This is a genomic window from Streptomyces sp. NPDC058469 (genome assembly GCF_042721125.1).
Classification (GTDB): domain Bacteria; phylum Actinomycetota; class Actinomycetes; order Streptomycetales; family Streptomycetaceae; genus Streptomyces.
This window is the reverse complement of the sequence record NZ_JBHXME010000077.1, coordinates 19,357-41,073: the sequence shown is the minus strand read 5'-3', so window position 1 is coordinate 41,073 and position 21,717 is coordinate 19,357. Positions and strand designations below refer to the sequence as shown.

General features: G+C 70.6%; 22 protein-coding genes. 16 read left to right on the top strand and 6 right to left on the bottom strand.

What is annotated here, in order from left to right; translation table 11 throughout:
• Positions 1 to 36: 36 nt before the first annotated feature.
• Positions 37 to 753 carry a DUF1707 domain-containing protein gene (locus ACFWP5_RS28950; protein WP_384162653.1) on the top strand — a complete coding sequence of 239 codons (717 nt, stop codon included), beginning with the start codon at positions 37 to 39 and terminating at the stop codon, positions 751 to 753.
• Positions 754 to 926: 173 nt separating this feature from the next.
• Entirely contained in the window at positions 927 to 1,301 is a 375-nt protein-coding gene (locus ACFWP5_RS28945) for a WhiB family transcriptional regulator (protein WP_026150672.1), read from the top strand.
• A 115-nt stretch (positions 1,302 to 1,416) separates the two neighbouring features.
• Here ACFWP5_RS28945 and glpX read toward each other — a convergent pair whose 3' ends face one another.
• Positions 1,417 to 2,451 (bottom strand): class II fructose-bisphosphatase, encoded by a 1,035-nt coding sequence (gene glpX / locus ACFWP5_RS28940; RefSeq protein WP_033286599.1) that lies wholly within the window; start codon positions 2,449 to 2,451, stop codon positions 1,417 to 1,419.
• A 126-nt stretch (positions 2,452 to 2,577) separates the two neighbouring features.
• Here glpX and ACFWP5_RS28935 point away from each other — a divergent pair, with 126 nt between their 5' ends.
• The gene (locus ACFWP5_RS28935) at positions 2,578 to 3,099 is read left to right on the top strand and encodes a DUF4245 domain-containing protein (protein WP_384162648.1); all 522 of its coding nucleotides are present in this window, start codon (positions 2,578 to 2,580) and stop codon (positions 3,097 to 3,099) included.
• A gap of 104 nt (positions 3,100 to 3,203) precedes the next feature.
• On the opposite strand, the gene ACFWP5_RS28930 is transcribed toward ACFWP5_RS28935, so the two are convergent.
• From ACFWP5_RS28930 to ACFWP5_RS28915, 4 genes are all read right to left on the bottom strand, one after another.
• A complete protein-coding gene (locus tag ACFWP5_RS28930; RefSeq protein ID WP_384162645.1) occupies positions 3,204 to 3,794 on the bottom strand; it encodes a malonic semialdehyde reductase in 591 nt (196 codons plus the stop codon).
• A 627-nt stretch (positions 3,795 to 4,421) separates the two neighbouring features.
• The gene (locus ACFWP5_RS28925; RefSeq protein ID WP_384162642.1) at positions 4,422 to 4,664 is read right to left on the bottom strand and encodes an exodeoxyribonuclease VII small subunit; all 243 of its coding nucleotides are present in this window, start codon (positions 4,662 to 4,664) and stop codon (positions 4,422 to 4,424) included.
• 26 nt (positions 4,665 to 4,690) lie between these two features.
• The gene (gene xseA / locus ACFWP5_RS28920; RefSeq protein WP_384162639.1) at positions 4,691 to 5,899 is read right to left on the bottom strand and encodes an exodeoxyribonuclease VII large subunit; all 1,209 of its coding nucleotides are present in this window, start codon (positions 5,897 to 5,899) and stop codon (positions 4,691 to 4,693) included.
• Between the two features lie 76 nt (positions 5,900 to 5,975).
• Positions 5,976 to 7,352, bottom strand: coding sequence for an APC family permease (locus ACFWP5_RS28915; RefSeq protein ID WP_384162636.1), 1,377 nt, complete (start codon positions 7,350 to 7,352; stop codon positions 5,976 to 5,978).
• Between the two features lie 113 nt (positions 7,353 to 7,465).
• Here ACFWP5_RS28915 and ACFWP5_RS28910 point away from each other — a divergent pair, with 113 nt between their 5' ends.
• Both ACFWP5_RS28910 and ppgK read left to right on the top strand, forming a co-directional pair.
• Positions 7,466 to 8,491, top strand: a complete 1,026-nt coding sequence (locus ACFWP5_RS28910) for a 4-hydroxy-3-methylbut-2-enyl diphosphate reductase (RefSeq protein ID WP_384162633.1) — start codon at positions 7,466 to 7,468, stop codon at positions 8,489 to 8,491.
• A 29-nt stretch (positions 8,492 to 8,520) separates the two neighbouring features.
• Positions 8,521 to 9,267, top strand: coding sequence for a polyphosphate--glucose phosphotransferase (gene ppgK / locus ACFWP5_RS28905; protein WP_384162630.1), 747 nt, complete (start codon positions 8,521 to 8,523; stop codon positions 9,265 to 9,267).
• A 220-nt stretch (positions 9,268 to 9,487) separates the two neighbouring features.
• On the opposite strand, the gene ACFWP5_RS28900 is transcribed toward ppgK, so the two are convergent.
• A complete protein-coding gene (locus ACFWP5_RS28900; RefSeq protein WP_384162627.1) occupies positions 9,488 to 10,063 on the bottom strand; it encodes a DUF6542 domain-containing protein in 576 nt (191 codons plus the stop codon).
• Positions 10,064 to 10,263: 200 nt separating this feature from the next.
• Here ACFWP5_RS28900 and ychF point away from each other — a divergent pair, with 200 nt between their 5' ends.
• The 11 genes from ychF (at position 10,264) to ACFWP5_RS28845 (ending at position 21,661) form a co-directional block, all read left to right on the top strand.
• The gene (gene ychF / locus ACFWP5_RS28895) at positions 10,264 to 11,352 is read left to right on the top strand and encodes a redox-regulated ATPase YchF (RefSeq protein WP_384162624.1); all 1,089 of its coding nucleotides are present in this window, start codon (positions 10,264 to 10,266) and stop codon (positions 11,350 to 11,352) included.
• A 138-nt stretch (positions 11,353 to 11,490) separates the two neighbouring features.
• The gene (locus tag ACFWP5_RS28890) at positions 11,491 to 11,985 is read left to right on the top strand and encodes a hypothetical protein (protein WP_384162621.1); all 495 of its coding nucleotides are present in this window, start codon (positions 11,491 to 11,493) and stop codon (positions 11,983 to 11,985) included.
• Complete coding sequence (locus tag ACFWP5_RS28885; RefSeq protein WP_384162618.1) at positions 11,969 to 12,940, top strand: bifunctional lysylphosphatidylglycerol flippase/synthetase MprF; 972 nt, start codon at positions 11,969 to 11,971, stop codon at positions 12,938 to 12,940. The genes ACFWP5_RS28890 and ACFWP5_RS28885 overlap by 17 nt, the downstream gene beginning before the upstream one ends.
• 200 nt (positions 12,941 to 13,140) lie before the next feature.
• Entirely contained in the window at positions 13,141 to 14,271 is a 1,131-nt protein-coding gene (locus ACFWP5_RS28880) for an acyl-CoA dehydrogenase (RefSeq protein ID WP_384162615.1), read from the top strand.
• 92 nt (positions 14,272 to 14,363) lie between these two features.
• Entirely contained in the window at positions 14,364 to 15,467 is a 1,104-nt protein-coding gene (locus tag ACFWP5_RS28875; RefSeq protein WP_384162611.1) for an SDR family oxidoreductase, read from the top strand.
• Positions 15,464 to 17,044, top strand: coding sequence for an aspartate aminotransferase family protein (locus ACFWP5_RS28870; RefSeq protein ID WP_384162607.1), 1,581 nt, complete (start codon positions 15,464 to 15,466; stop codon positions 17,042 to 17,044). The genes ACFWP5_RS28875 and ACFWP5_RS28870 overlap by 4 nt, the downstream gene beginning before the upstream one ends.
• A 51-nt stretch (positions 17,045 to 17,095) precedes the next feature.
• Positions 17,096 to 17,563 (top strand): type II toxin-antitoxin system RatA family toxin, encoded by a 468-nt coding sequence (locus ACFWP5_RS28865; RefSeq protein WP_384162603.1) that lies wholly within the window; start codon positions 17,096 to 17,098, stop codon positions 17,561 to 17,563.
• On the top strand, positions 17,556 to 18,128 hold the full coding sequence (locus ACFWP5_RS28860; RefSeq protein ID WP_384162600.1) for a flavin reductase family protein: 573 nt from the start codon (positions 17,556 to 17,558) through the stop codon (positions 18,126 to 18,128). The genes ACFWP5_RS28865 and ACFWP5_RS28860 overlap by 8 nt, the downstream gene beginning before the upstream one ends.
• Positions 18,125 to 19,480 (top strand): NAD(P)/FAD-dependent oxidoreductase, encoded by a 1,356-nt coding sequence (locus tag ACFWP5_RS28855; protein ID WP_384162597.1) that lies wholly within the window; start codon positions 18,125 to 18,127, stop codon positions 19,478 to 19,480. Before ACFWP5_RS28860 ends, ACFWP5_RS28855 begins: the two co-directional genes overlap by 4 nt.
• A gap of 82 nt (positions 19,481 to 19,562) precedes the next feature.
• The gene (locus ACFWP5_RS28850; protein ID WP_384162594.1) at positions 19,563 to 20,243 is read left to right on the top strand and encodes a class I SAM-dependent methyltransferase; all 681 of its coding nucleotides are present in this window, start codon (positions 19,563 to 19,565) and stop codon (positions 20,241 to 20,243) included.
• 11 nt (positions 20,244 to 20,254) lie between these two features.
• A complete protein-coding gene (locus tag ACFWP5_RS28845) occupies positions 20,255 to 21,661 on the top strand; it encodes a cytochrome P450 (RefSeq protein WP_384162591.1) in 1,407 nt (468 codons plus the stop codon).
• The last annotated feature ends 56 nt before the right edge of the window (positions 21,662 to 21,717 follow it).

The window sequence follows — 21,717 nt, the reverse complement described above, 5'->3', positions numbered from 1 at the left end:
TAGTCGCGATCTATCGCGTTTCGGTACTCTGCTGTCGTGGACCTTCAGAAGCAGCCCGCATCCGCGCCCACGGACCCGCAGCCCGCCCCCGCCGCATCGGCGCTGCGCGCCTCGGACGCCGACCGTGACCGCATCGCCGACATCCTGCGCGAGGCCCTGGCCGAGGGGCGCCTGGACGCGGACGAGCACGCCGAGCGCGTCGAGGGGGTGCTGAGCGCCAAGACGGTCGGCGAGCTGGAGGTCTTCATCCAGGATCTGCCGGCCGCCCACGGACACCGGGCGACGACCCCGTCGTACAGCCCCGCTCCGAACCGCCCGACGGAGGGCGCCATCCCGGCCGAGGCCGACGAGCACGTGGTGGCGGTGTTCAGCGCCGCGATGCGCAAGGGCCGCTGGCGCGCGGGCCGCCGTATGCACGCCTATGCCGTGTTCGGCAGCGTCGAGATCGACCTCAGCGAGGCGATCTTCGAGTACCAGCAGGTCGTCATCAAGGCGGTCTCGGTCTTCGGCAACGTCGAGATCCGCGTCCCGGAGAACGTGTCGCTGCGCGGCACCGGCGGCGGCGTCCTCGGCAACTTCGAGGTGGACACGCTCGACTCACTCGAACCGGACGCGCCCGTGATCTACGTCGACGGATGGGCCGTACTCGGAAATATCGAGGCAAAACCCAAGCGGGGCAAGCTCGTTGCGGACATTCTCGATCGGGTTCAGCGCAAGGTCGACAAGGGTTTGCGCAAACACCTGGACCGTTGACGGTTGTGAATCGGGACACATGTGGAGCTGATCGGTCCACGCCCGTCCGCTCCGGCCATCGCGCAGAAGCGCCCGAAAACCAGCGGTTCGGAACTCAGTGCATAGGCGCGCGTACAGCGGGTAGGCCTTGCTGCATCGTCTCTCGCTCGCGAAGCCGTCGTCAGGAGTAGACCGTGCTGCAACCGCCGCATTCGTCCCTGCAGGTAGCTGCTGTTCCGGCTCAGCGGGTGCCTGCGCGAGACAGGGACCAAGACGCTCCCTGGCACACCGAAGCGGTGTGCCGGCGCGACGAGGCAGGCCTGTTCTTCGCACCCTCCAAGGAACCCACCGCCGCCCGACTCTCCCGCGAGGACGCCGCCAAGCGCGTCTGCGCCCGCTGTCCGGTCATGGTCGAGTGCCGAGAGCACGCGCTCCTGCAACCCGAGCCCTACGGCGTCTGGGGCGGCCTCACCGCCGCGGAACGCCGTGTGGTCCTGGCCCGGCGCCGCCGCCGCGATCTGGAACTCCAGAAGGCGCGCGCCGCGGGCCGTATAGCGGCGGCGGGCTGACCGACCGACGTAGAGGGGGCGCCCCCACCGCACCGGGGGCGCCCCTTTTCCCATACGACCGTGTGGTCGTGGCTGGTTCGTGCCTACGTGCCGCCTTGTGCTGCCTACGGCGTGGCTACTTCGCCCGGTCGAAGTCGATCGCGCTGTACGCCCGCAGCTTGCTCAGCCGGTGCTCCGAGTCGATCCGCCGCACCGTCCCGGACTTGGACCGCATCACGATCGAGTCGGTCGTGGCGGTCTCGGCGCGATAGCGGACACCCCGCAGCAGCTCGCCGTCCGTGATCCCGGTCGCGACGAAGAACACGTTCTCCCCGGACACCAGGTCGTCGGTGGTGAGCACACGGTCCAGGTCGTGCCCGGCGTCCAGCGCCCGCTGCCGCTCGGCGTCGTCCTTCGGCCACAACTTGCCCTGGATCACGCCCCCCAGGCACTTCACGGCACAGGCCGAGATGATGCCCTCGGGCGTGCCACCGATACCGAGCAGCAGGTCTACGCCGGTGCCCTCGCGCAGCGCCAGGATCGAGCCCGCGACATCGCCGTCGGAGATCAGCTTGATCCGCGCACCGGTCTCCCGGATCTCCTTGATGATGCCGTCGTGCCGCGGCCGGTCCAGGACGACGACGGTGACGTCCTCGGGCGTGACCCGCTTGGCCTTGGCGACTCGGCGGACGTTCACCGAGATCGGGGCCTCGATGTCGACGAACTCGGCGGCCTCGGGCCCGGCGACGAGCTTGTCCATGTAGAACACGGCGGACGGGTCGAACATCGAACCCCGGTCGGCGGCGGCCAGCACCGCGATCGCGTTCGGCATGCCCTTGGCGTTGAGCGTGGTCCCGTCGATCGGGTCGACGGCGATGTCGCACTCCGGCCCGGTCCCGTCACCGACGCGCTCGCCGTTGAAGAGCATCGGCGCCTCGTCCTTCTCGCCCTCACCGATGACGACGACGCCGTTCATCGAGACGGTGGAGACGAGGGTCCGCATGGCACGCACGGCCGCACCGTCGGCGCCGTTCTTGTCACCGCGACCGACCCAGCGGCCCGCGGCCATCGCGGCGGCTTCGGTCACCCGGACGAGCTCCAGGGCGAGGTTGCGGTCGGGGGCCTCGGAGGGGACTTCGAGTTCGGACGGCAGATGATGATGCTCGGTCATCGGAGCGCACCTTTCTGATACGGCGACGGCCGGATGAGGGTATGGCCCCGACTCTATCGCCAGGCAGACAAAATGAGCAGGGGGGCCCACGGATGAGCGGACCGGGGTACCTGCGACGATAGGGACGTGGCAGGTTCGAACGGCAAGCAGAAGACGGTCCGGGACATGATCCTCTCCCTGGGCCTGATCGGGATCGCGGCGGCGGTCGTCTACATCTTCATCCCGCACAGCGACCACGCTCCGGACGTCAAGCGGGTCGACTACCGCGTGGAGCTGCTCACGGCACGCCGCGCGGCGCCGTACCCGGTGGCGGCCCCGGAGGGCCTGTCCAAGACCTGGAAGGCGACCTCGGTCAGCTACGACGGCGCCGCGTTCGACGCCTGGCACCTCGGGTTCAGTGCCCCTGGCGGACAGTACGTGCAGATAGAGCAGTCGACTCAGAAGCCGGCCGACTTCGTCGACACCGCCAGCCAGGGCGGCGCCGCGACGAAGACCACCCAGGACATCGACGGCCACACCTGGACCCGCTACACCGGCGGCCGCTACGACGCCCTCGTCCTCGCGGGCAAGGGGTCGACGACGGTCGTGGCGGGCACGGGGTCCTTCGCGCAACTGACGGAGATGGCGAAGGCGCTGCAGACGAAGTAGGAAGTGGGAAGTAGGAAGTAGGCAGGGCAGGCAGGTGCGAGGAAGGCCCCCGGCGCGGATTCCGTGCCGGGGGCCTTCCTCGTGTCATCCGTGGGTGGGTCGACTCAGACGGTCGTGACGACCTCGTCGTACTCCAGACGCGGGGAGCGCGGGAACCAGGCGTCCTCGCCCGGCTTGCCGATGTTGACGACCATGATCGGGGTGTGGTCGCCGTCCAGGAACTCCTTCTGGACGCCCCCGAAGTCGAGGCCGGTCATCGGACCGGCGGCGAGGCCGGCGGCGCGGATGCCGATGATGAAGTACGCGGCCTGGAGCGCGGCGTTCAGCGCGGCGTTGCCCTCGCGGACCGAACGCTCGCCGAAGACGGCGTCCTTGGCCTGCGGGAAGTGCGGGAACAGGTTCGGCAGTTCCTCGTGGAACTCGTTGTCCGCGGAGAGGATCGCGACCAGCGGGGCGGCGGCGGTCTTCTTCTGGTTGCCCTCGGCGAGGTGCTGCACGAGGCGCTCACGGGCCTCGGGGGAGCGGACCAGGGTGATGCGCAGCGGCGACTGGTTCATGGAGGTCGGGCCGTACTTGACCAGGTCGTAGATCGCCTGCACCTGCTCGTCCGTCACCGGCTCGTCGGTGAACGTGTTCGCGGTGCGGGCCTCGCGGAACAGCAGGTCCTGGGCGGTGGGGTCAAGAACGAGAGACATGCGAGAACTTCCTCGGGTTGCCGGGAACCGGATTACCGGACCGCGGTCCGGATCGGCTGACAACGCAGACCGTACGCGATGGAAGGTTCAACTTTCAACCAAAACCGGATCAGGGTGATCCGCATCACAAGAAATCGCCGTTGCGGCCGCTTGCCCGGTGTCCGCTGTTGCTGCCGGCTGTCCGGCGTTGCTGGCAGCGGGCGACGGCGGGTGTCGGCCGGCCGCCGTCGCTGCCAGGTGTCTGCTGGCGCGACTCGCCGTTCGCTGCCGGCTGCCGTGACTCGCTGTCCGCTGCAAGCAGTTGCCAGTTGCCAGCTGCTCGCCGTCGCTGCCGGGTGGCGGTCGCTGCGACTTGCTGTCCGCTGCCAGACGGTGCTACTTGCCGCCCGCCGCCCGCCGCCCGCCGCCCGCCGCCCGCCGTCGCTGTCGGCTGCGGCCGCTGCGACTTGCCGTCCGCTGTCAGCGGGCGCTGCTTGCCGTCCGCCGCTGGTTGTCGGCTGTTGTTGCTCGCCGGCCGCTGCCAGCTCTTCGCCATCGCTGCGCCGGCTGGCGGTCGCCGCGGCTTGCTGTCTGCTGCCAGATGTCTCTACTCGCGGTTCGCTGCCCGCCGCGAGCCGCCCGCTTTCGCTACTCGCCGTCGCCGTCCGCTGCTGCGGCTGATCCCTCTTCCTCCGCCAGCGCCGCGTCCAGCCGTGCTCGCGCCCCGTCCAGCCAGCGGCGGCACACCTTGGCCAGCTCCTCGCCCCGCTCCCAGAGCGCGAGCGACTCCTCCAGCGTCGTACCGCCCGCCTCCAGCCGCCGTACGACCTCGATCAGCTCGTCGCGTGCCTGCTCGTACCCGAGCGACTCTTCCGTCACCTTGCTGGTCATCCGCCCACCCTATGCATCAACAGGAACTACGCCTCGACCCGAACCGTGAACTCGCCCTCGGCGACCCGCGCGCGCAGCACGTCGTCCGCGCTCACCTCTTCCGGGTCCCGGACGACATGCCCGTCGGCCCTCTGCAGCACCGCGTACCCCCGCTTCAGGGTGGCCGCGGGGGAGAGGGCCACCACGCGCGCGTGCGTGTGGGTCAGCTCCGAGTCGGCGCGGTCCAGGAGGTGGCCGAGCGTGCGCCGGCCGCGGTCGAGGAGGGCGGCGACATGATCCGCGCGTTCGTCGATCATCCGGTGCGGATCCTGTATCGACGGCCGCGACAGCGCCTGCGCCAGCCCGCGCTCCTCCCGGTCCACGAACGCCACGACACACCGCCGCGCCCGGTCGCGCAGCTGCCGTACGCGCTCGTACTCCTCGCCGACGTCCGGTACGACCTTCTTCGCGGCGTCGGTGGGGGTGGAGGCGCGCAGGTCGGCGACGTAGTCCAGGAGGGGGTTGTCGGGCTCGTGCCCGATCGCGGACACCACGGGCGTACGACAGGCCGACACGGCCCGTACGAGCTGCTCGTCGGAGAACGGCAGCAGGTCCTCCACGCTGCCGCCGCCCCGCGCCACGATGATCACGTCCACGCCGTCGAGCGTGTCCAGTTCCTTCACGGCCTGTACGACCTGCGGCACGGCGTGCACGCCCTGCACGGGCACGTTGCGCACCTCGAAACGGACGGCGGGCCAGCGATGCCGCGCGTTCTCCAACACGTCCCGCTCGGCGGCCGAGGCCCGCCCGCAGACCAGCCCGATCAGCTGTGGCAGGAACGGCAGCGGCTTCTTCCGGTCGGCCGCGAACAGCCCCTCCGCTGCGAGGGACTTCTTCAACTGCTCCAGCCGCGCGAGGAGTTCCCCGACCCCGACCGGCTTTATCTCGGTGGCCCGCAACGACAACTGCCCCCGCGGCGCGTACCACTCGGGCTTCGCGAGTACGACGACGCGCGCGCCCTCACTGACCACATCGGCGACCTCGTCGAACACCTGCCGGAAACAGGTCACACTCACCGAGATGTCGTACGACGGGTCACGCAGCGTCAGAAACACGACACCGGCACCGGGCCGCCGCGACAACTGAGTGATCTGCCCCTCGACCCACACCGCACCGAGCCGATCGATCCACCCGCCGATGAGCCGGGAGACCTCACCGACGGGGAGCGGCGCGTCCGGAGCCGTGTTGAGAGCCATGTGCCCGAGAGTAACGGCCACCTGTGACAACGGGGTCGAGGTGTGGGGCGGGGCAGTCCCGTCGGGCCGTCGGGCGTCAACTCGCGTCCGCGCGCGCCCCGCCCCCACGGGACTGCACCGCCAGCACCACCAGCCCCACCGCCAACCAGATCGCGCCCACCACCTGCGCGGTACCGGACGCCTCCACGATCACCGCGATGGTGATCGCCGCTCCCAGCACCGGCACCAGTACGTGTCGCCACCACACCACCGGGCCGCCCCGGCGTCGTACCGCGAACCAGCCCACCACGCTCGCGTGCAGCAACGTGAAGGCGGTGAGGGCGCCGATGTCGACGACCGAGACCAGGTGGTCGAGGCCGTCGTCGCGGCGGGCCGCCCAGACCGCGGCGATCAGGGTGATGACCGCCGCGGCGAGCAGGGCGACCCGGGGTACCCCGGAGTCGGTCTTCGACAGGGCGCGGGGGAGGCGTCGGTCGCGGGCCATCGCGAACACCAGGCGGGCCGCCGCCGCCTGCCCGACCAATGCCGCGAACGCCGCGCCGATCGCTTTGCTGACGGCCACGAGGTTGTGCAGCCAGTTGCCGACCGAGACGTCGACCGCGTCGTAGAACGCCGATCCCTGCTTTCCGGCGTCGGCGGCCAGCTGTGCGGATGTCGTCGGTTCCAGGAGGGCGACCAGGTACGTCTGGGCGATGAACAGCACGCCGGCCAGGGCGAGGCAGAACAGCAGTGCCCTGGCGACCTTCTCGGAGCCGCCGGTGACCTCCTCCGCGAAGGTGGCGACGGCATCGAAGCCCAGGTAGGAGAGGACGGCGACCGAAACCGCGCCGATCACCGCCGACAGCGCGAACGCGCCCTGCGTGCCGTCCCCGGACAGCGGTGACAGCCAGCCCCGTTCGGCGCCGTCGCGCGCGAGGACGACGATCGCCGACACGACGAAGATGACCAGGACGACGATCTCCATCGCGAGCACCAGGAAGCCCACGCGGGCCGCCGCACGCACACCCCAGAGGTTGAGGCAGGTCGTGATGACGACCGCCAGCGCGGTCCACACCCACCGCGAGACGTCCGGGACCAGCGCGTTCATGGCGATACCGGAGAAGAGGTAGGCGACGGCGGGGATCAGGATGTAGTCCAGCATCGCCATCCAGCCGGCGATGAACCCGGCCTCCCTGCCGAGCCCCACGCGCGCGTAGGCGAACACCGAGCCCGCCTGGGGGACGACCCGCACCATCTGCGCGTAGCTGAACGCCGTGAACGCCATCGCGACCGTGGCCACGATGTAGACCAGCGCGACGGCGCCGTGCGACTTGGCGTCCAGGGTGCCGAACACGCCGACCGGTGCCATGGGGGCGATGAACAGCAGCCCGTAGACGACGAGATCCCGGAAGCCGAGGCTGCGCCGCAGCTGGGGCCCCTCGCCGGCCGTGGTGTTCGTATCCGTGTCCGCCATCGCGCGTCTCCCGTACGTCGTGCCCGGCCCCCGCCCCTCCCACTCCACCGCGAGTCTCCCCACGCCAGTCTCCCCAAGGACGCGATCTTTGACCCGTCGAGCGCGGCCTTACGATGGGACACATGACTGCTTCGTCTGGCCGCCGTGTCCTGCTCGCCGCCCCCCGGGGCTACTGCGCGGGTGTGGACCGCGCCGTGATCGCCGTCGAGAAAGCCCTTGAGCAGTACGGGGCTCCGATCTATGTCCGGCACGAGATCGTGCACAACAAGTACGTCGTCCAGACCCTGGAGAAGAAGGGCGCCATCTTCGTCGAGCGGACCGAGGAGGTCCCCGAGGGGAACATCGTGATGTTCTCCGCGCACGGCGTCGCGCCCGTAGTCCACGACGAGGCCAAGCAGGGCCGCCTCGCCACCATCGACGCGACCTGCCCCCTGGTGACCAAGGTCCACAAGGAAGCCGTCCGTTTCGCCGACGACGACTTCGACATCCTGCTGATCGGCCACGAGGGTCACGAGGAGGTCATCGGCACCTCCGGAGAGGCCCCCGACCACATCACCCTCGTCGACGGCCCGTCCGATGTCTCCAAGGTCGAGGTGCGCGACCCGTCCAGGGTGGTCTGGCTCTCCCAGACGACCCTCTCCGTGGACGAGACCATGGAGACGGTCGACGCCCTGAAGGAGAAGTTCCCGCAGCTCATCTCCCCGCCCAGCGACGACATCTGTTACGCCACGCAGAACCGCCAGCTCGCCGTGAAGCAGATGGGCGAGGAGGCCGACCTGGTGATCGTGGTCGGCTCGAAGAACTCCTCCAACTCCGTACGGCTCGTCGAGGTCGCCAAGCTGGCCGGCGCCCGCGCCGCCTACCTGGTGGACTTCGCTGATGAGATCGAGGAGGCCTGGCTGGAGGGCGTGACCACGGTCGGCGTGACCTCGGGCGCGTCCGTGCCGGAGGTCCTGGTCGAGCAGGTACTGGAGTGGCTGTCGGCGCGCGACTACGAGGACGTCGAGCTGGTCAAGGCGGCCGAGGAGTCCATCACCTTCTCGCTGCCCAAGGAACTCCGCCGTGACCTGCGCGAAGAGGCGGCCGCGCTGGTAGCCGAGCGCACCGGTTCGGACCGTACGGCACCCTCCGGGCAGTGACTGTCAGTCGTTCGTCGTAGCGTGGATCCATGCAGATCTTCGGCGTGGACATCGGTGGATCCGGGATCAAGGGCGCCCCTGTGGACCTGGACAAGGGCGAATTGACGGAAGAGCGGTGCAAGGTGCTGACCCCGCACCCGGCGACACCGGACGGAGTGGCCGACGGCGTGAAGGAAGTCGTCGACCACTTCGGCTGGACGGGACCGGTCGGGCTCACGTTTCCAGGTGTGGTCACCGGCGGTGCCACGATCCGTACGGCGGCGAACGTCGACAGGAGCTGGATCGACACGGACGCGGGCGCGCTGTTCAGCGACAGACTGGGCGGCCTCCCGGTGACCGTTGTCAACGACGCGGACGCGGCGGGCGTCGCCGAGATGCACTTCGGCGCCGGCCAGGGCCGCAAGGGCACGGTGATCCTGCTGACCTTCGGCACGGGCATCGGCAGCGCCCTGTTCGTCAACGGCGTCCTGGTCCCGAACACGGAGCTGGGCCACCTCGAACTGAACGGCCACGACGCCGAGAAGAAGGCCTCCAGCAAGGCCAAGGACGACGGCGAGCTGACCTGGGAACACTGGGCCCACCGCGTCCAGAAGTACCTCGCCCACGTCGAGATGCTGTTCTCGCCCGAACTGTTCATCATCGGCGGCGGAGTCAGCCGCAAGGCCGACAAGTTCCTGCACTTCATCGAGGACATCAAGGCCGAGATCGTCCCGGCACAGCTGCAGAACAACGCGGGGATCGTGGGAGCGGCGATGCATGCGGCGGGGGACGACTAGGGGGATTGGCGGCGACTGGGCCGGCTGTCGGCTGCTGGTGCTGGTGCTGGTGCTGGTGCTGGTGCTGTTGCGAAGAGGCGGTGGCGCTGGTCGCCGAGCGCACGGGTCGCATGGGCTCGCTCGGGGCCGGACTGCTCCGTCGGCGCGGCATGTTGCGCAGATCAGTCTCCGGCGCCCCGGTCCCGGAACTGGCCCTTGAACCGAACCGGGGGCCGGGGAGTCACGGCTGCCGACGACGCTTCAGCAAGCGAACCCTGCGGACCGTCGCGATGAGCCCCGCGACGAGCGTCCCCCCGTACAGCCAGCCGGCCTGTGTCGCGAGCCCGGTGAACAGGCCCATCAGCCGGTTGCCGAGGCCGCCGCTGCCGTCGGCCACCGGGAACAGCCCGACGGCGAAGGCGATCGGCACGACGACCGGCGCGGTCAGCAGGTCGCCCCGCCGGATCCAGACCGCGGTGAGCACGCACACCGGCACGAACAGCACGCCGTACACGGTCAGCGACGCCCCGAACAGGAACTGGTCGAGACACCCGAGCACGAACATCACGGCCGCGCAGAACAGCCCGCCGCCGAGTCCGGTGAGCCGGGGGTTCGGGAGCTGTCGTACAGTCGGGGCCGCCGCGGGACCCGGGCGTCGTACGGCTGCCGGACGGCGCTGTGCGGTGCCGCGTGTCTGCGGGCCCGGGCGGGTCGTGCGGGCCGGGCCGCCGTTCGGGCCCCGGCCCGCCTGCGGGGGCAGGGGCGGGCCCCCGCGTCTTGCGCCGGGCTGTGGGGGTCGTGTCCTGTGTTGCTCCACTGGACCAACTTAGGTCGGTTTATGTGCCGAATAGCTCCTCAGACACGCCGATGGGCAGAGCTTGGCCACGTGTTCGACGCGAAGCCGGGAGGGCGCGGCTCACGCCGTAGACTGGTGGATCGGCCCCGGGCCCCGGTTTCCGCAGCCCCAGCCGGTCCCCTCCACTGCTCTCACGCCACTCACGTACGGGAAGTCGCAACGTGTCGCTCACGATCGGAATCGTCGGTCTGCCGAATGTCGGCAAGTCGACCCTGTTCAACGCCCTGACCAAGAACGACGTGCTGGCGGCCAACTACCCGTTCGCCACGATCGAGCCGAACGTCGGCGTGGTCGGCGTCCCCGACCCGCGCCTGACGAAACTGGCCGAGATCTTCTCCTCGCAGAAGATCCTCCCGGCGACGGTCGACTTCGTCGACATCGCGGGCATCGTGAAGGGCGCGTCGGAGGGCGAGGGACTGGGCAACAAGTTCCTCGCGAACATCCGTGAGTCCGACGCGATCTGCCAGGTCATCCGCGCCTTCAAGGACGAGAACGTCGTCCACGTCGACGGCAAGGTCTCGCCCAAGGACGACATCGAGACGATCAACACCGAGCTGATCCTCGCCGACCTGCAGACCATCGAGAAGGTCCTGCCGCGCCTCCAGCGGGAGTCGCGCATCAAGAAGGACATCGGCCCGAAGGTCGCGGCGGTCGAGGCGGCGCAGGAGATCCTGGAGAAGGGCGACACCCTCTTCTCGCAGGGCATCGTCCAGGGTTCCGGCAACGAGGAACTCCTCCACGACCTGCACCTGCTGACGACGAAGCCCTTCCTCTACGTCTTCAACGTCGACGAGGACGAGTTGGTGGACGAGGACTTCAAGGTCGAGCAGCGCGCCCTGGTCGCCCCCGCCGAGGCGATCTTCCTCAACGCCAAGCTGGAGGCGGACCTCGCCGAGCTCGACGAGGAGGAGGCGATGGAGCTCCTGGAGTCGGTCGGCGTCGAAGAGCCCGGCATGACGACCCTGGCCCGCGTCGGCTTCGCCACCCTCGGCCTCCAGACCTACCTCACGGCAGGCCCCAAGGAATCCCGAGCCTGGACCATCAAGAAGGGCGCCACCGCCCCCGAGGCCGCCGGCGTCATCCACACCGACTTCCAGAAGGGCTTCATCAAGGCGGAGGTCATCTCCTTCGCCGACCTGGTGGAGACGGGGTCCGTGGCGGAGGCCCGCGCCAAGGGGAAGGCGCGTATGGAGGGCAAGGACTATGTGATGCAGGACGGGGATGTGGTGGAGTTCCGGTTCAACGTGTAACCAGTGACAGATGAGGCCGGAACCAGGACCTGGTTCCGGCCTCATGGTTTTATAGTAAAAGTGATTAATTCTGTATTTGTTTTCCTGTGAGGGTTTCCGTCGCTTCCCCCGTAAACAAGGGTGAAGGGTGGAGGGCGCATGGATGCGAAAAACAGATTCGAGACGAGAGCCACTTTCCTGCTGCTGCGCATGGAATGGCTCGGTGGCCTGGTCGTATGTGCCGTGCTTGCCGTGCGGCATTTTTCGGAGATCCGGTGGGGAGTGTTTATCGCCCTCTTCGTCGTCATCGACGCCATCGGTTATCTTCCCGGCGCCCTGGCCTTCCGGAGGAGTCGGGGCGGGCGTATCTCGCGCTGGTACTTCGTGGCGTACAACACCATGCACAGCCTCGTGACCGCAGGCGTCGTCGCCGGTCTGTGGGCGGTGCTGGTGAAGCCGGAATGGGCGCTGCTCGCTCTCCCGCTGCACCTGCTGGGGGACCGTGCCCTGTTCGGGAATTCACTCAAGCCGTTCGGGGTGCTTTTTGAGCCGGATCCGCATCCGGCATATATTGAATTCGAGCGGGCATACTCGAATTCGACCGGAAGTAATTCCGATGACTCCCGGAGGAGTGCGGATGCCGTCCGTCTTTGAGACCCTCGTCCGGCACAGCGACAATCCGAGCTCTTTTCTTGCCCTCAATCAGGGCAATGAATACTTTCGAGATCCACGCTTCGACGGCACCTGCGTCTTCCGCCGGTCGGGGCGCCACCTCCTCCAATTCGCGGGTCCCTTCGCGGCCGAGGAGCAGCGCGCGGGTCTGCTGGACGCCTTCGCGGCGCAGGCCCGTCCGCGTCGGCTGGTGGCCGTACAACTGCAGCGGTCGGACGCCGAGCTGTACGGGGCGCACGGGTTCACGGTGAACCAGCTCGGGGCGTCGTACGCGGTCGACCTGGCCCGGTTCACCCTGCGCGGATCGTCCTTCGTACGGCTCCGCAACAAGATATCCAGGGCCCGTCGCGCCGGTCTGGAGGTGGTCGAGGCCCCCTCCGTGGCCGACGACGAGGTGCAGGGCGAACTGGATCTGATCGACCGGGCCTGGCTCAGCGGCAAGGGCGGTGCCAAGGAGCTCCGGTTCCTGGTCGGCGAGCGGACCGGGCTGGCCCAGCGGCACCGGCGGTTGTTCGTGGGGCGGATCGGCGGGGTGGCCGTCGGGTACATCAGTTACTCGCCGGTCTTCGGGAGTCGGCCGGGCTGGCTCCACGACCTCAGCCGGCGTTCCCCGGACGCTCCACCCGGGGTGATGGAGGCGCTGAACGCGACCGCGATGGAGCGGATGTCGGCCGACGGCGCGGGCTGGCTGCACTTCGGCTTCACACCCTTCACCGGTCTCTCCGACGAGCACGAACTGCCGTGTGCGAGCCGTACCTTCACGCGCTGCGTGCGGCTGCTCGCCCAGCACGGCGAACGGATCTACCCGGCCGCCGCACAGCTTGAGTACAAGCGGAAATGGGCGCCCCACGCGGTGCTGCCCGAGTACATCGCCTTCCAGGGGCGGCCCGGTCCAGCGGCGGTTTGGCAGCTGCTGCGTGCCACGCGGGCGCTGTAGGGCCGGGGCGACCAGTCTCGCCTGTCCGTCGGTCCCGCCATCCCGCCAGTCCCTCCGTCCGACCAGTCCCGCCGGTCCCGCGCGTCCGACCAGTCCCGCCGGTCCGACCGGCCCCGTTATCCCGTCATTCCCGTCACCCGTCATTCCCGTCCGCCGGACGGGGTTCAGCGCGACCGGGTCGTCCCGGAGCAGGGGAGCACATGAGGTTTCTGGAGCGCGAACGCGCCGTACTGACGAAGTTGCTGCCGGGGCTCGACGAGAGTCTGCGGGCGGTGCCGCTCATGGAGCTGGAGAGCCCTCGCAGCCCCGGTATCGGGCTCTTCCGCGACAGCGGCGGCCCCGGCCTCGTGGTGCCGGTCTCCTGCAAGGGGAAGGGCGCCACCGCTCTGGACGCCCTGCGGGTGCAGCGCGCCCTGGGCAGCAGGTCGCCGTCCCTGGCGGTGGCCACCACGATGCACCACTTCTCCATGGCCACCCTGGTCGGTCTGGTCACCGACGGCGAGGGCCTGGAGTGGATGCTCGTCGAAGGAGTGGCCTCCGGCAACCGCCTGGTGGCCTCCGGCTTCGCCGAGGGGCGTCCGGGCGCCGGCATCCTCTCGCCGTCGATGACCGCCACAGTGGGACCCGACGGGGTGCGGATCAGCGGGGTGAAGCGCCCGTGCAGCCTCGCCCGGTCCATGGATCTGCTCACCGCCAGTGTCCTGGTACCCGGTGAGCGGGGGGCGCGCGAGGAGCTGGCGGTGGCGCTGGTGCCCGCCGAGAGCGAGGGCGTGAGTGTCAGCGGTTTCTGGTCCAGTTCCTTCCTGTCGGGAGCGGAGAGCGACCAGGTCACCCTCACGGATGTGCTGGTACCGCCGGAGCTGCTGCTGCGGACCTCGGCCACGGACGGGCGCCTGGACGAACTCCAGACCGCGGGCCTGGTCTGGTTCGAGCTGCTGATGACGGGGAGCTATCTCGGGGCCGCCAGCGCACTGGTGGAGCGGGTACTGCGCAACGAGCGGGTGCCCGAGTCCGAGCGGGTCCGGCTGCTGGTGGAGACCGAGGGCGCGATGGCCGCCGCGGAGGGCGTCGCCCGCCGGCTCGACGAGGGCTGCCCGGACGAGTCGACGCTCGCCGACTCGCTGTACGTGCGGTACTGCGTGCAGGACGCCCTCTCCCGCATCGTCCCACGGGCGGTGGAGCTGCTCGGCGGCCTCAACTTCATGAGCTCGGACGAGGTCGGACACCTCGCGGCCTGCGCCAACGGGCTGTCCCTGCACCCGCCCGCACGGTGCAGGATGACCGGTCCGCTGGCGGCCCACCTGGCCGACGGTCCGCTCACCGTCGCCTGATCCGATCCCGATCCCAGGCGCGACTCTTCACGTCTCCACGACCGCCTCCCACTCCACTCCAACACCCGCCACCCGATGGGAGTTTCCGAACCATGCCGCCAGAACCCACCGGTCCGTCCCGTCCGTCCCGTCCTCGGAACCAACGCCCCACCCTGCTGCTCACCGGCGCCGCGGGAGTACTCGGCCAAGCCCTGATCGACGAGCTCTGCGACGACTACGACCTGATCTGCCTGCGCCACCGGGCACCGCTGGACGACCCCCGGGTACGGGAGGTGACGGCGGACCTGAGAGCCCCCGGGCTGGGGCTCTCCGCCGCCCAGCGGCTGGACCTCGCCGCCGAGGTGGACGTGGTGGTGCACTCCGCCGCGGCCACCAACTGGCGGCTGGACCCGGCCGACATCTGGCGCACCAACCTGGACGGCACCCGGTCGATGCTCGACCTGGCGGCCCGCGCCGACGCCCCCTTCTTCTACATGAGCACCGCCTTCGTGGCGAACCCGCTCGCGCCCGAGGAGCAGGAGCGCTTTCCCGGGGCGGCCGCGTACCTCGCCTCCAAGACGGCGGCCGAGGAGGCCGTACGGTCGGCCGAGGTTCCCGGGGTCATCCTGCGTCCGTCCCTGGTCATGGGCGACTCGTCCACCGGCCAGATCGCCCGGGTGCAGGGTCTGACCCGGGCGCTGGGAGGCATCGTCAAGGGCCAGGTCCCGGTGCTGCCGGGTTCGCCCGGGACACGGATCGACATGGTGCCGCAGGACGTGGTGGCCCGCGCGGTGGGCGACCTGGTCAGGTCCGGCGTCGCCCAGGGCGAGTACTGGCTGACCGCCGGGCGTGAGGCCATCCTGCAGCGGGAGGTCGTCGACATCTGCCTGGAGTTCGCCGGACACCACGGTGAACGCCCGCACCCGCCGCGGCTGATCCCCGTGGAAGCGGTGCACCGGCTGCTGCTGCCGTTGCTGGAGGGGCCGTCCTTCCCCGCGTTGGTGCGGCGCCGGCTCCAGGACTACGCGGAGCTGCTGCTGGTCTTCCAGCGGGAGCTGCCCTTCGCGTCCGACCTGGGGACACCGCACTGCGGCACGGCCCCCACTCGCGCCGCGATCCGGTCGGCGCTGGTGCGCAACGTGGAGTGCTGGGCCACCGGCCGAGGGGGCCTGCGCCGGTCGCGGACGGCTCAGACCCCGGCGGAGCTGGCGTCATGACCGCGGTGGAGGCGGCGGCTCACACCGCCGTAGGGGTCGCTGGTCCCGTTGCCGTAGAGGTGGCGGCTCACGCCCCCGTAGGAGTGGCCGCCCACGCCGCCGTAGAGATGACCGCTTCTACCCCCGCAGGTGTGGCTGCTCCCGCCCCCGCAGAGACGGCCGGTCCTGTCACCGTAGAGGAGGCGGCTCACGCCCCCGCGGAGACGGCTGCTTCCGCCGCCGTAGAGGTGGCCGCTCCCGCTACCGCAGAGACGGTCGGTCCCGTCGCCGTGGAGACGGCCGCTCCCGCCCCCGCAGGGGTGGCCGCTCCCGCCGTAGAGACGGCCGGTCCCGCCCCCACAGCCCCGCCCCCCGACACCGCCGAGCTCTACCGGCGCCACCTGGGCACCGGCCGGGCGGTCATGGGGACGGTGCTCGGCGGAATGGCCGAGGTGTACTCCGAGGGCGCCTGGGTGCACACCGACGACGGACGCTGCTATCTGGACTTCGGGGGCTACGGCGTCTTCATCCTGGGCCATCGCCACCCGGCGGTGCTGGAGGCGGTGCACCGGCAGCTGGACGCACATCCGCTGGCCACCCGGGTGTTCCTGGAACCCGTCGCCGCCCGGGCCGCCGCCGCGCTGGCCGCCCGTACCCCGGCGGGCCTCGATCACGTCCACTTCGTCAACTCCGGTGCCGAGGCCACCGAAGCGGGTCTGAAGCTGGCCCGTGCCCATGGCCGCAACGCCCTGGTGACCACCGTGTCCGGCTACCACGGCAAGACCCTGGGGGCACTGAGCGCCACCGCCAACCCCCTCTACCAGACGCCCTTCGAACCGCTGCTGCCGGACACCACACAGGTCGCCTACGGGAACCTGGCCGAGCTGGAGGCGGCACTCGGTGCGCGCCGCGACCGCGCCTGCGTGATCCTCGAACCGGTGCAGGGCGAGGGCGGGGTGCGTATCCCGCCGCCTGGGTATCTGGCGGAGGCGGCCGGACTGTGCCGCGCGTACGGCGCCTTCCTGATCGTGGACGAGGTGCAGACCGGTCTGGGCCGGCTCGGCACCTGGTGGGGCGTGGACACCGAGGGTGTGGTGCCCGATGTCCTCCTCGTCGGAAAGGGTCTGAGCGGCGGTGTCGTGCCGGTGGCCGCGATGGTGGCCACCAAGGACGCCTACGGTCCGTTCTCCCGCGACCCCTACCTCCACACCTCCACCTTCGGCGCCTCGCCGATCGCCTGTGCCGCGGCGCGGGCCGCGGTGGAGACGATGGACCGCGAGGACATCGTGGGCCGGGCCGCCTCGCTCGGCCGCCGGCTGCTCGCGGGAGTCGTGGAGGCCTGCGCCCCCTACCGGGAGCGCCTGGTGCACGAGGTCCGCGGCAGGGGACTGCTGATCGGTATCGAGTTCACCGAGGCACAGGCCGTCGGCGAGACGCTGCTGGAGCTGGTGAGCCGCGGCGTCCTGGTCAACCACTCGCTCAACTCCACGCGGGTGCTCCGGCTGACGCCCCCGGCGATCGCCGACGCCGACGAGGTCCGGCTCTTCCTGGACACCCTGGCCGAAGCCCTGCGGGCCGTGCACACACGCCTCGGCTGACCGGTCACGACATCAGCACCACAGCACCCCACGCCAGTGAGGACCAACACCATGCGCCATGTGACAGTCCGGATGACGGCTCAGGGCATCGACCCCGAGCACGCCTACCGGAGGATCAGCGACTTCAGCCGGTACCCCGACCTCACCACGACGGTCCGCGCGGTCGAGGTGCAGCCTCCACGACCCGACGGTTCCGTGGTCTCCGAGTGGACGGTCTCCTTCCGCAACGGGCTGATGCGCTGGACGGAACGCGACACCTTCTCGCCGGCCACCCTCTCCATCGCGTTCGTACAGCTCAGCGGCGACTTCGAGACCTTCGAGGGCAGCTGGACCTGCGAGGCGCACCAGGACGGCACCACCGTCACCTTCCGGGCCGCGTTCGACCTGGGGATCCCCACCCTGGCCGAGATCCTCGACCCGGTGGCCGAGTCGACGTTACGCACCAACATCGAGAAGATCCTCCAGGGTCTGCTCGGCACGGTGTCACCGGCCGGTCTCGCGGACGCCGCGCATGGCTGACCTCGCCCTGGCCCGGCCCTTGGACCCGGGCGGACAGCTGCGGGACGAGCCCGGCCCGGACACCGAGCACTGCCTGCGCCTGTACGCGAAACTCGCCTCCGGTGTCACCGTCGTCACCACGCAGGGCGGGGACGGGCCCACCGGGATGACCGTCTCCTCCCTCACCTCGCTGTCGGCCCGGCCGCCCCTGCTGCTCGCCTGTCTGCGCAACGGCTCGCACACGCTGTCGGCGATCAGCGGCCAGGGCGTGTTCGCGGTCAACCTGCTCCGGGACAACCAGCGCCCGCGGGCCGCCCGCTTCGCGGACCCGGCGGCCTCGCCGGCGGAGCGGTTCCGCGAGGTCCCGCTCCGTCCGGTCCTGGGAGCACCCGTGTTCGGCGACGCGCTGGGCTGGTCGGTCTGCCTGGTCGAGGACATCCGCCGCTACGGCGACCACAGCGCGGTGGTGGGTCGGGTGGCCGTGGTGCAGGTGGCGTCGGGCCGGCCCCTGCTCTGGCACGACCGGCGGTTCGGGTCGGTGTCCGGGGCCGGTGAGCCGACGGCCCGGGAAGGAGCGCCCCGGTGACCCTGTTCGCGCCGGGCACGCCCTGCTGGGAGTCCGGGGACCCGGCCGGGCCGGACGGCGCGGACCCGCCGTCCACCGTGTGCGGCCGGATCGGTGCCGATGTCGCGGTGGTGGGCGCGGGACTCGTAGGACTGTCCACGGCGTATCACCTGGCGGAACGCCAACCGTCCCTGGACATCGTGGTGGTGGACGCGCGGCGGCCGGCGGCGGGTGCCAGTGGGCGGGGCACCGGGCTGCTGGGCCCGCGGGTGGGTCCGCCGGTCGACCGGGCGGTGCGTCGCCACGGCCCCGCCGTCGCCCGCCGGATGCACCGGGCCAGTGTCGAGGCGGTACGACGCGTCGTGGACCTGTGCGACCGGCTCGGTGTGCCCTGCGCGGACGGGGAACAGATCGTCGCCGCGCGCTCCCGCACCGGGCTGCTGTCCCTGGCGCGGCAGGCCGCCGCCTACCGCGCCCTGGACCTGGAGGTGCCCGTGCTCTGCGCCGCCGACATCCGGCGCCGGGTGGACGTGCCCTACCACGCGGGTCTGCTCCACCGGCACACCGCCACCCTCGATCCGGCCGCGCTGACGGCGGCTCTGGCGAGGGCCTGCGTGGCCAAGGGCGTACGGCTCTACGGCGGCAGCCCCCTGCGGGAGGTACGCGGCGGGGACGGACACCGGCCCGAACTGCTGTTCCCGCACGGCACCGTGCGGGCGCCCCAGTCCGTGCTGGCGGTGAACGCCGGGGTGGCGGGGCTCGGACTGCCGGTGGGCACGGTGCTCGGTCTGGAGGTGCACGCGGTGGCGACCGAGCCGCTGGGCCACGAGGCGCGTGCGCTCCTCGGCCACGGTGGCCTGGCGGTGATCGACGCGGTGCCGCTGGCCCCGTACTTCCGCCTCACCGCGGAAGGCCGACTGGTGGTGGGGGGCGGGACCGCCCTCTGTCCGGACGGGATCGGACCCCGCCGCAGGGCCGTGCTGCGGGTCTTCGCGTTCCACCGGCTGGAGCAGTGGCTGCGGGCACTGCACCCGGCCCTCGCCGGGGTGGAGGTCACGCACCGCTGGGCGGGCGGGATCGGGGTGACGGCGGACGGTCTCCCCGTGGTGGGGCCGGTCCGGGGCCGACCCGGACTCTGGTACGCGGGCGGCTGCAACGGGCACGGTCTCGCGATGTCGGTGGCGCACGGCGCCTACCTCGCCGAGGCCCTGCTGGGTGACGCGGGCCCGCGTGAGCCGCTGCCCTGGCACCGCTCCCGGGCGCCACGACTGCCGGTGTCGGGACCGGCCCGGCCGCTCCTGCGGGCCCACCTGGCCTGGATGGACCGCACTGCCCGCCGTGCGGCAGGGCCCGCCCTGGGTCCCCGGGGGTGAGGAGCCGTAGACCATCCGTCCGATTCCCTTCGACTGCCTCACCACCGCACGGACGCCGGGCCGACCGGGAAAGGAAACGTCAATGATCGGGACACTGCTGGCAAGGCCGCTGGAGCTCATGGAGGAGAACTTCCGCAGGCCGACCGGGCGAGCCGGCCGGTTCTTCGGAAACCTGATGGCGGTGCAACACCGGAGCCTCACCCTGTGGACGATCGAGCACATGGACGTGCGCGGCCGCCAACGGGTGCTGGACGTCGGGTGCGGCGGGGGCATGGCGGTGAAGCTGCTGTCGGAGCGGGCCGCTCAGGGATTCGTCGCCGGGGTGGACTACTCGACGGAGATGGTCGAGCAGGCGGTACGGCGCAATCTGCCGTCCATCGCGCGTGGCCGGGTCGAGGTCCGGCACGGGGAATGCTCCCAACTGCCGTACGAGGACGCCTCGTTCGACCAGGTCTGCGCGATCGAGACCTTCTACTTCTGGCCGGATCCCCTGCTCGGCCTCGCCGAGGCGTACCGGGTGCTCAAACCGGGTGGCCAGATCGCCATCACGCTGGAGATGAGCCGGGAGGCCGCTGACGACCCGTCACTGACGCAGCGGTTCTTCGGCCGGCGCTTCACGGAACGCTCGCAGCGGGCGGGGCTGCACATCCTCTCCGGGGACGACCTGGTGGACCGGCTCACCAAGGCCGGTTTCCAGGACGCCCGGTTCGTGTCGGAGCCGCGCCGTTCGCTGGGCTGGGTCTGCGCGCTGGCGCGGAAGTGAGGGCGAGGGCGATGACCGACGTACGCGATGGTGTGGGGGCAGGCGCCCCGAGGGCGGCCGGGCTGCCGTTGCTGGGCAGTGTGCTGGACTTCCGGCGCGACATCCTCAAGGCCATGCACCGGGGGCGCACCGCCCACGGCGACCTGGTCCGCTACCGGCTCGGCCCGGTGGCGGTGCACGGCGTGTCCAGCCCGGAGCTGGCCGCCGAGGTACTGACCGACACCGGCCGGTTCGGCAAACTCGGGCCGGACAACCCGCTGCGGCTCGTCCTCGGCGAGGGCCTGCTGACCAGCGACGACCACAAGAGCTGGCTGCGCAACCGCCGGATGATGCAGCCGATCTACACCAAGCAGGCCCTAGCGGGCATGTTCGCGACGATGGGCGTCTCGGCGGCCGAGCAGATCTCGCACATGGCGGACCGCTACCGGACGGGCGCGGTGGTGGACCTGCACACGGAGATGATGCGGGTCACCCTCGACATCGTCAGCCGCTGCATGTTCAGCACCGATGTGAGCCGGACCCTGGCCGGTCTCGGACCGGACGCGGTGGACGTCGCGATCAACTACGCCTTCGACCGGCTGCAGAACCCGCTGAGCCCGCCCACGTCCTGGCCGACCCCACGCAACCGGCGCTTCCACGAGGTCATGCGGGGACTCGACGACCTCATCTACCGGATCATCGCGGAACGCCGGCGGCCCGACGCCACCACCGGCGGCGGGGATCTGCTGGACATGCTGCTGGCCGCCCGCGACGCCGACACCGGCCAGGGGATGACCGACCGGGAGCTGCGGGACGAGGTGATCACCACCTTCGCCGCCGGCCACGAGACCACCGCGATCACCCTCACCTGGGCCTTCTACCTGCTCTCCAGGCACCGAGAGGTGCTGGAGCGGGTCCAGCGGGAGGTGGACGGCGTCCTGGGCGACGCCCTCCCCACTCCCGACGACCTGGCGGCGATGCCGTACACCCTGCGGGTCTTCGAAGAGGCACTACGGCTCTACCCGTCGGCGCCGATCCTCCCCCGGCTGGTGCTGCGGGACACCGAACTGGGCGGCTACCGGGTGCCGGCCGGGTCACGCGTCCTGGTGAACCTGTACGACATCCACCGTCACCCGCGGCACTGGACGGACCCCGAGCGCTTCGACCCGGACCGGTTTCTGCCGGAGACCGGCAAGGGGCGCCATCGCTTCGCCTATCTGCCCTTCGGCGCGGGGCCCCATCTGTGCATCGGGAAGCACTTCGCGCTCATGGAGGCCCATCTGCTGCTGTGCGCCCTGGTGCGCCGCTGGGAGTTCCGCCATGTTCCCTCACACCGGGTGGTGAACCACGCCACCATCACCCTGCGGCCGCGGTACGGAATGCTGATGACGATGCATCAGCGGACGCCCTCGGCCGCCCGACCCGCCCATGCCCAGTAAGCCGCCGCTGTACCCGACCCCCGCGCCGGAGCCGACCGTATCCGGGAGAACGGACC

Coding starts and splice junctions, on each gene's coding strand:
- glpX (WP_033286599.1), bottom strand. CDS start 2,451: ATGACCGAGCATCATCATCTGCCGTCCGAACTCGAAGTCCCCTCCGAG.
- ACFWP5_RS28930 (WP_384162645.1), bottom strand. CDS start 3,794: ATGTCTCTCGTTCTTGACCCCACCGCCCAGGACCTGCTGTTCCGCGAG.
- ACFWP5_RS28925 (WP_384162642.1), bottom strand. CDS start 4,664: ATGACCAGCAAGGTGACGGAAGAGTCGCTCGGGTACGAGCAGGCACGC.
- xseA (WP_384162639.1), bottom strand. CDS start 5,899: ATGGCTCTCAACACGGCTCCGGACGCGCCGCTCCCCGTCGGTGAGGTC.
- ACFWP5_RS28915 (WP_384162636.1), bottom strand. CDS start 7,352: ATGGCGGACACGGATACGAACACCACGGCCGGCGAGGGGCCCCAGCTG.
- ACFWP5_RS28910 (WP_384162633.1), top strand. CDS start 7,466: ATGGGACACATGACTGCTTCGTCTGGCCGCCGTGTCCTGCTCGCCGCC.
- ppgK (WP_384162630.1), top strand. CDS start 8,521: ATGCAGATCTTCGGCGTGGACATCGGTGGATCCGGGATCAAGGGCGCC.
- ACFWP5_RS28890 (WP_384162621.1), top strand. CDS start 11,491: ATGGATGCGAAAAACAGATTCGAGACGAGAGCCACTTTCCTGCTGCTG.
- ACFWP5_RS28885 (WP_384162618.1), top strand. CDS start 11,969: ATGCCGTCCGTCTTTGAGACCCTCGTCCGGCACAGCGACAATCCGAGC.
- ACFWP5_RS28880 (WP_384162615.1), top strand. CDS start 13,141: ATGAGGTTTCTGGAGCGCGAACGCGCCGTACTGACGAAGTTGCTGCCG.
- ACFWP5_RS28875 (WP_384162611.1), top strand. CDS start 14,364: ATGCCGCCAGAACCCACCGGTCCGTCCCGTCCGTCCCGTCCTCGGAAC.
- ACFWP5_RS28870 (WP_384162607.1), top strand. CDS start 15,464: ATGACCGCGGTGGAGGCGGCGGCTCACACCGCCGTAGGGGTCGCTGGT.
- ACFWP5_RS28865 (WP_384162603.1), top strand. CDS start 17,096: ATGCGCCATGTGACAGTCCGGATGACGGCTCAGGGCATCGACCCCGAG.
- ACFWP5_RS28860 (WP_384162600.1), top strand. CDS start 17,556: ATGGCTGACCTCGCCCTGGCCCGGCCCTTGGACCCGGGCGGACAGCTG.
- ACFWP5_RS28850 (WP_384162594.1), top strand. CDS start 19,563: ATGATCGGGACACTGCTGGCAAGGCCGCTGGAGCTCATGGAGGAGAAC.
- ACFWP5_RS28845 (WP_384162591.1), top strand. CDS start 20,255: ATGACCGACGTACGCGATGGTGTGGGGGCAGGCGCCCCGAGGGCGGCC.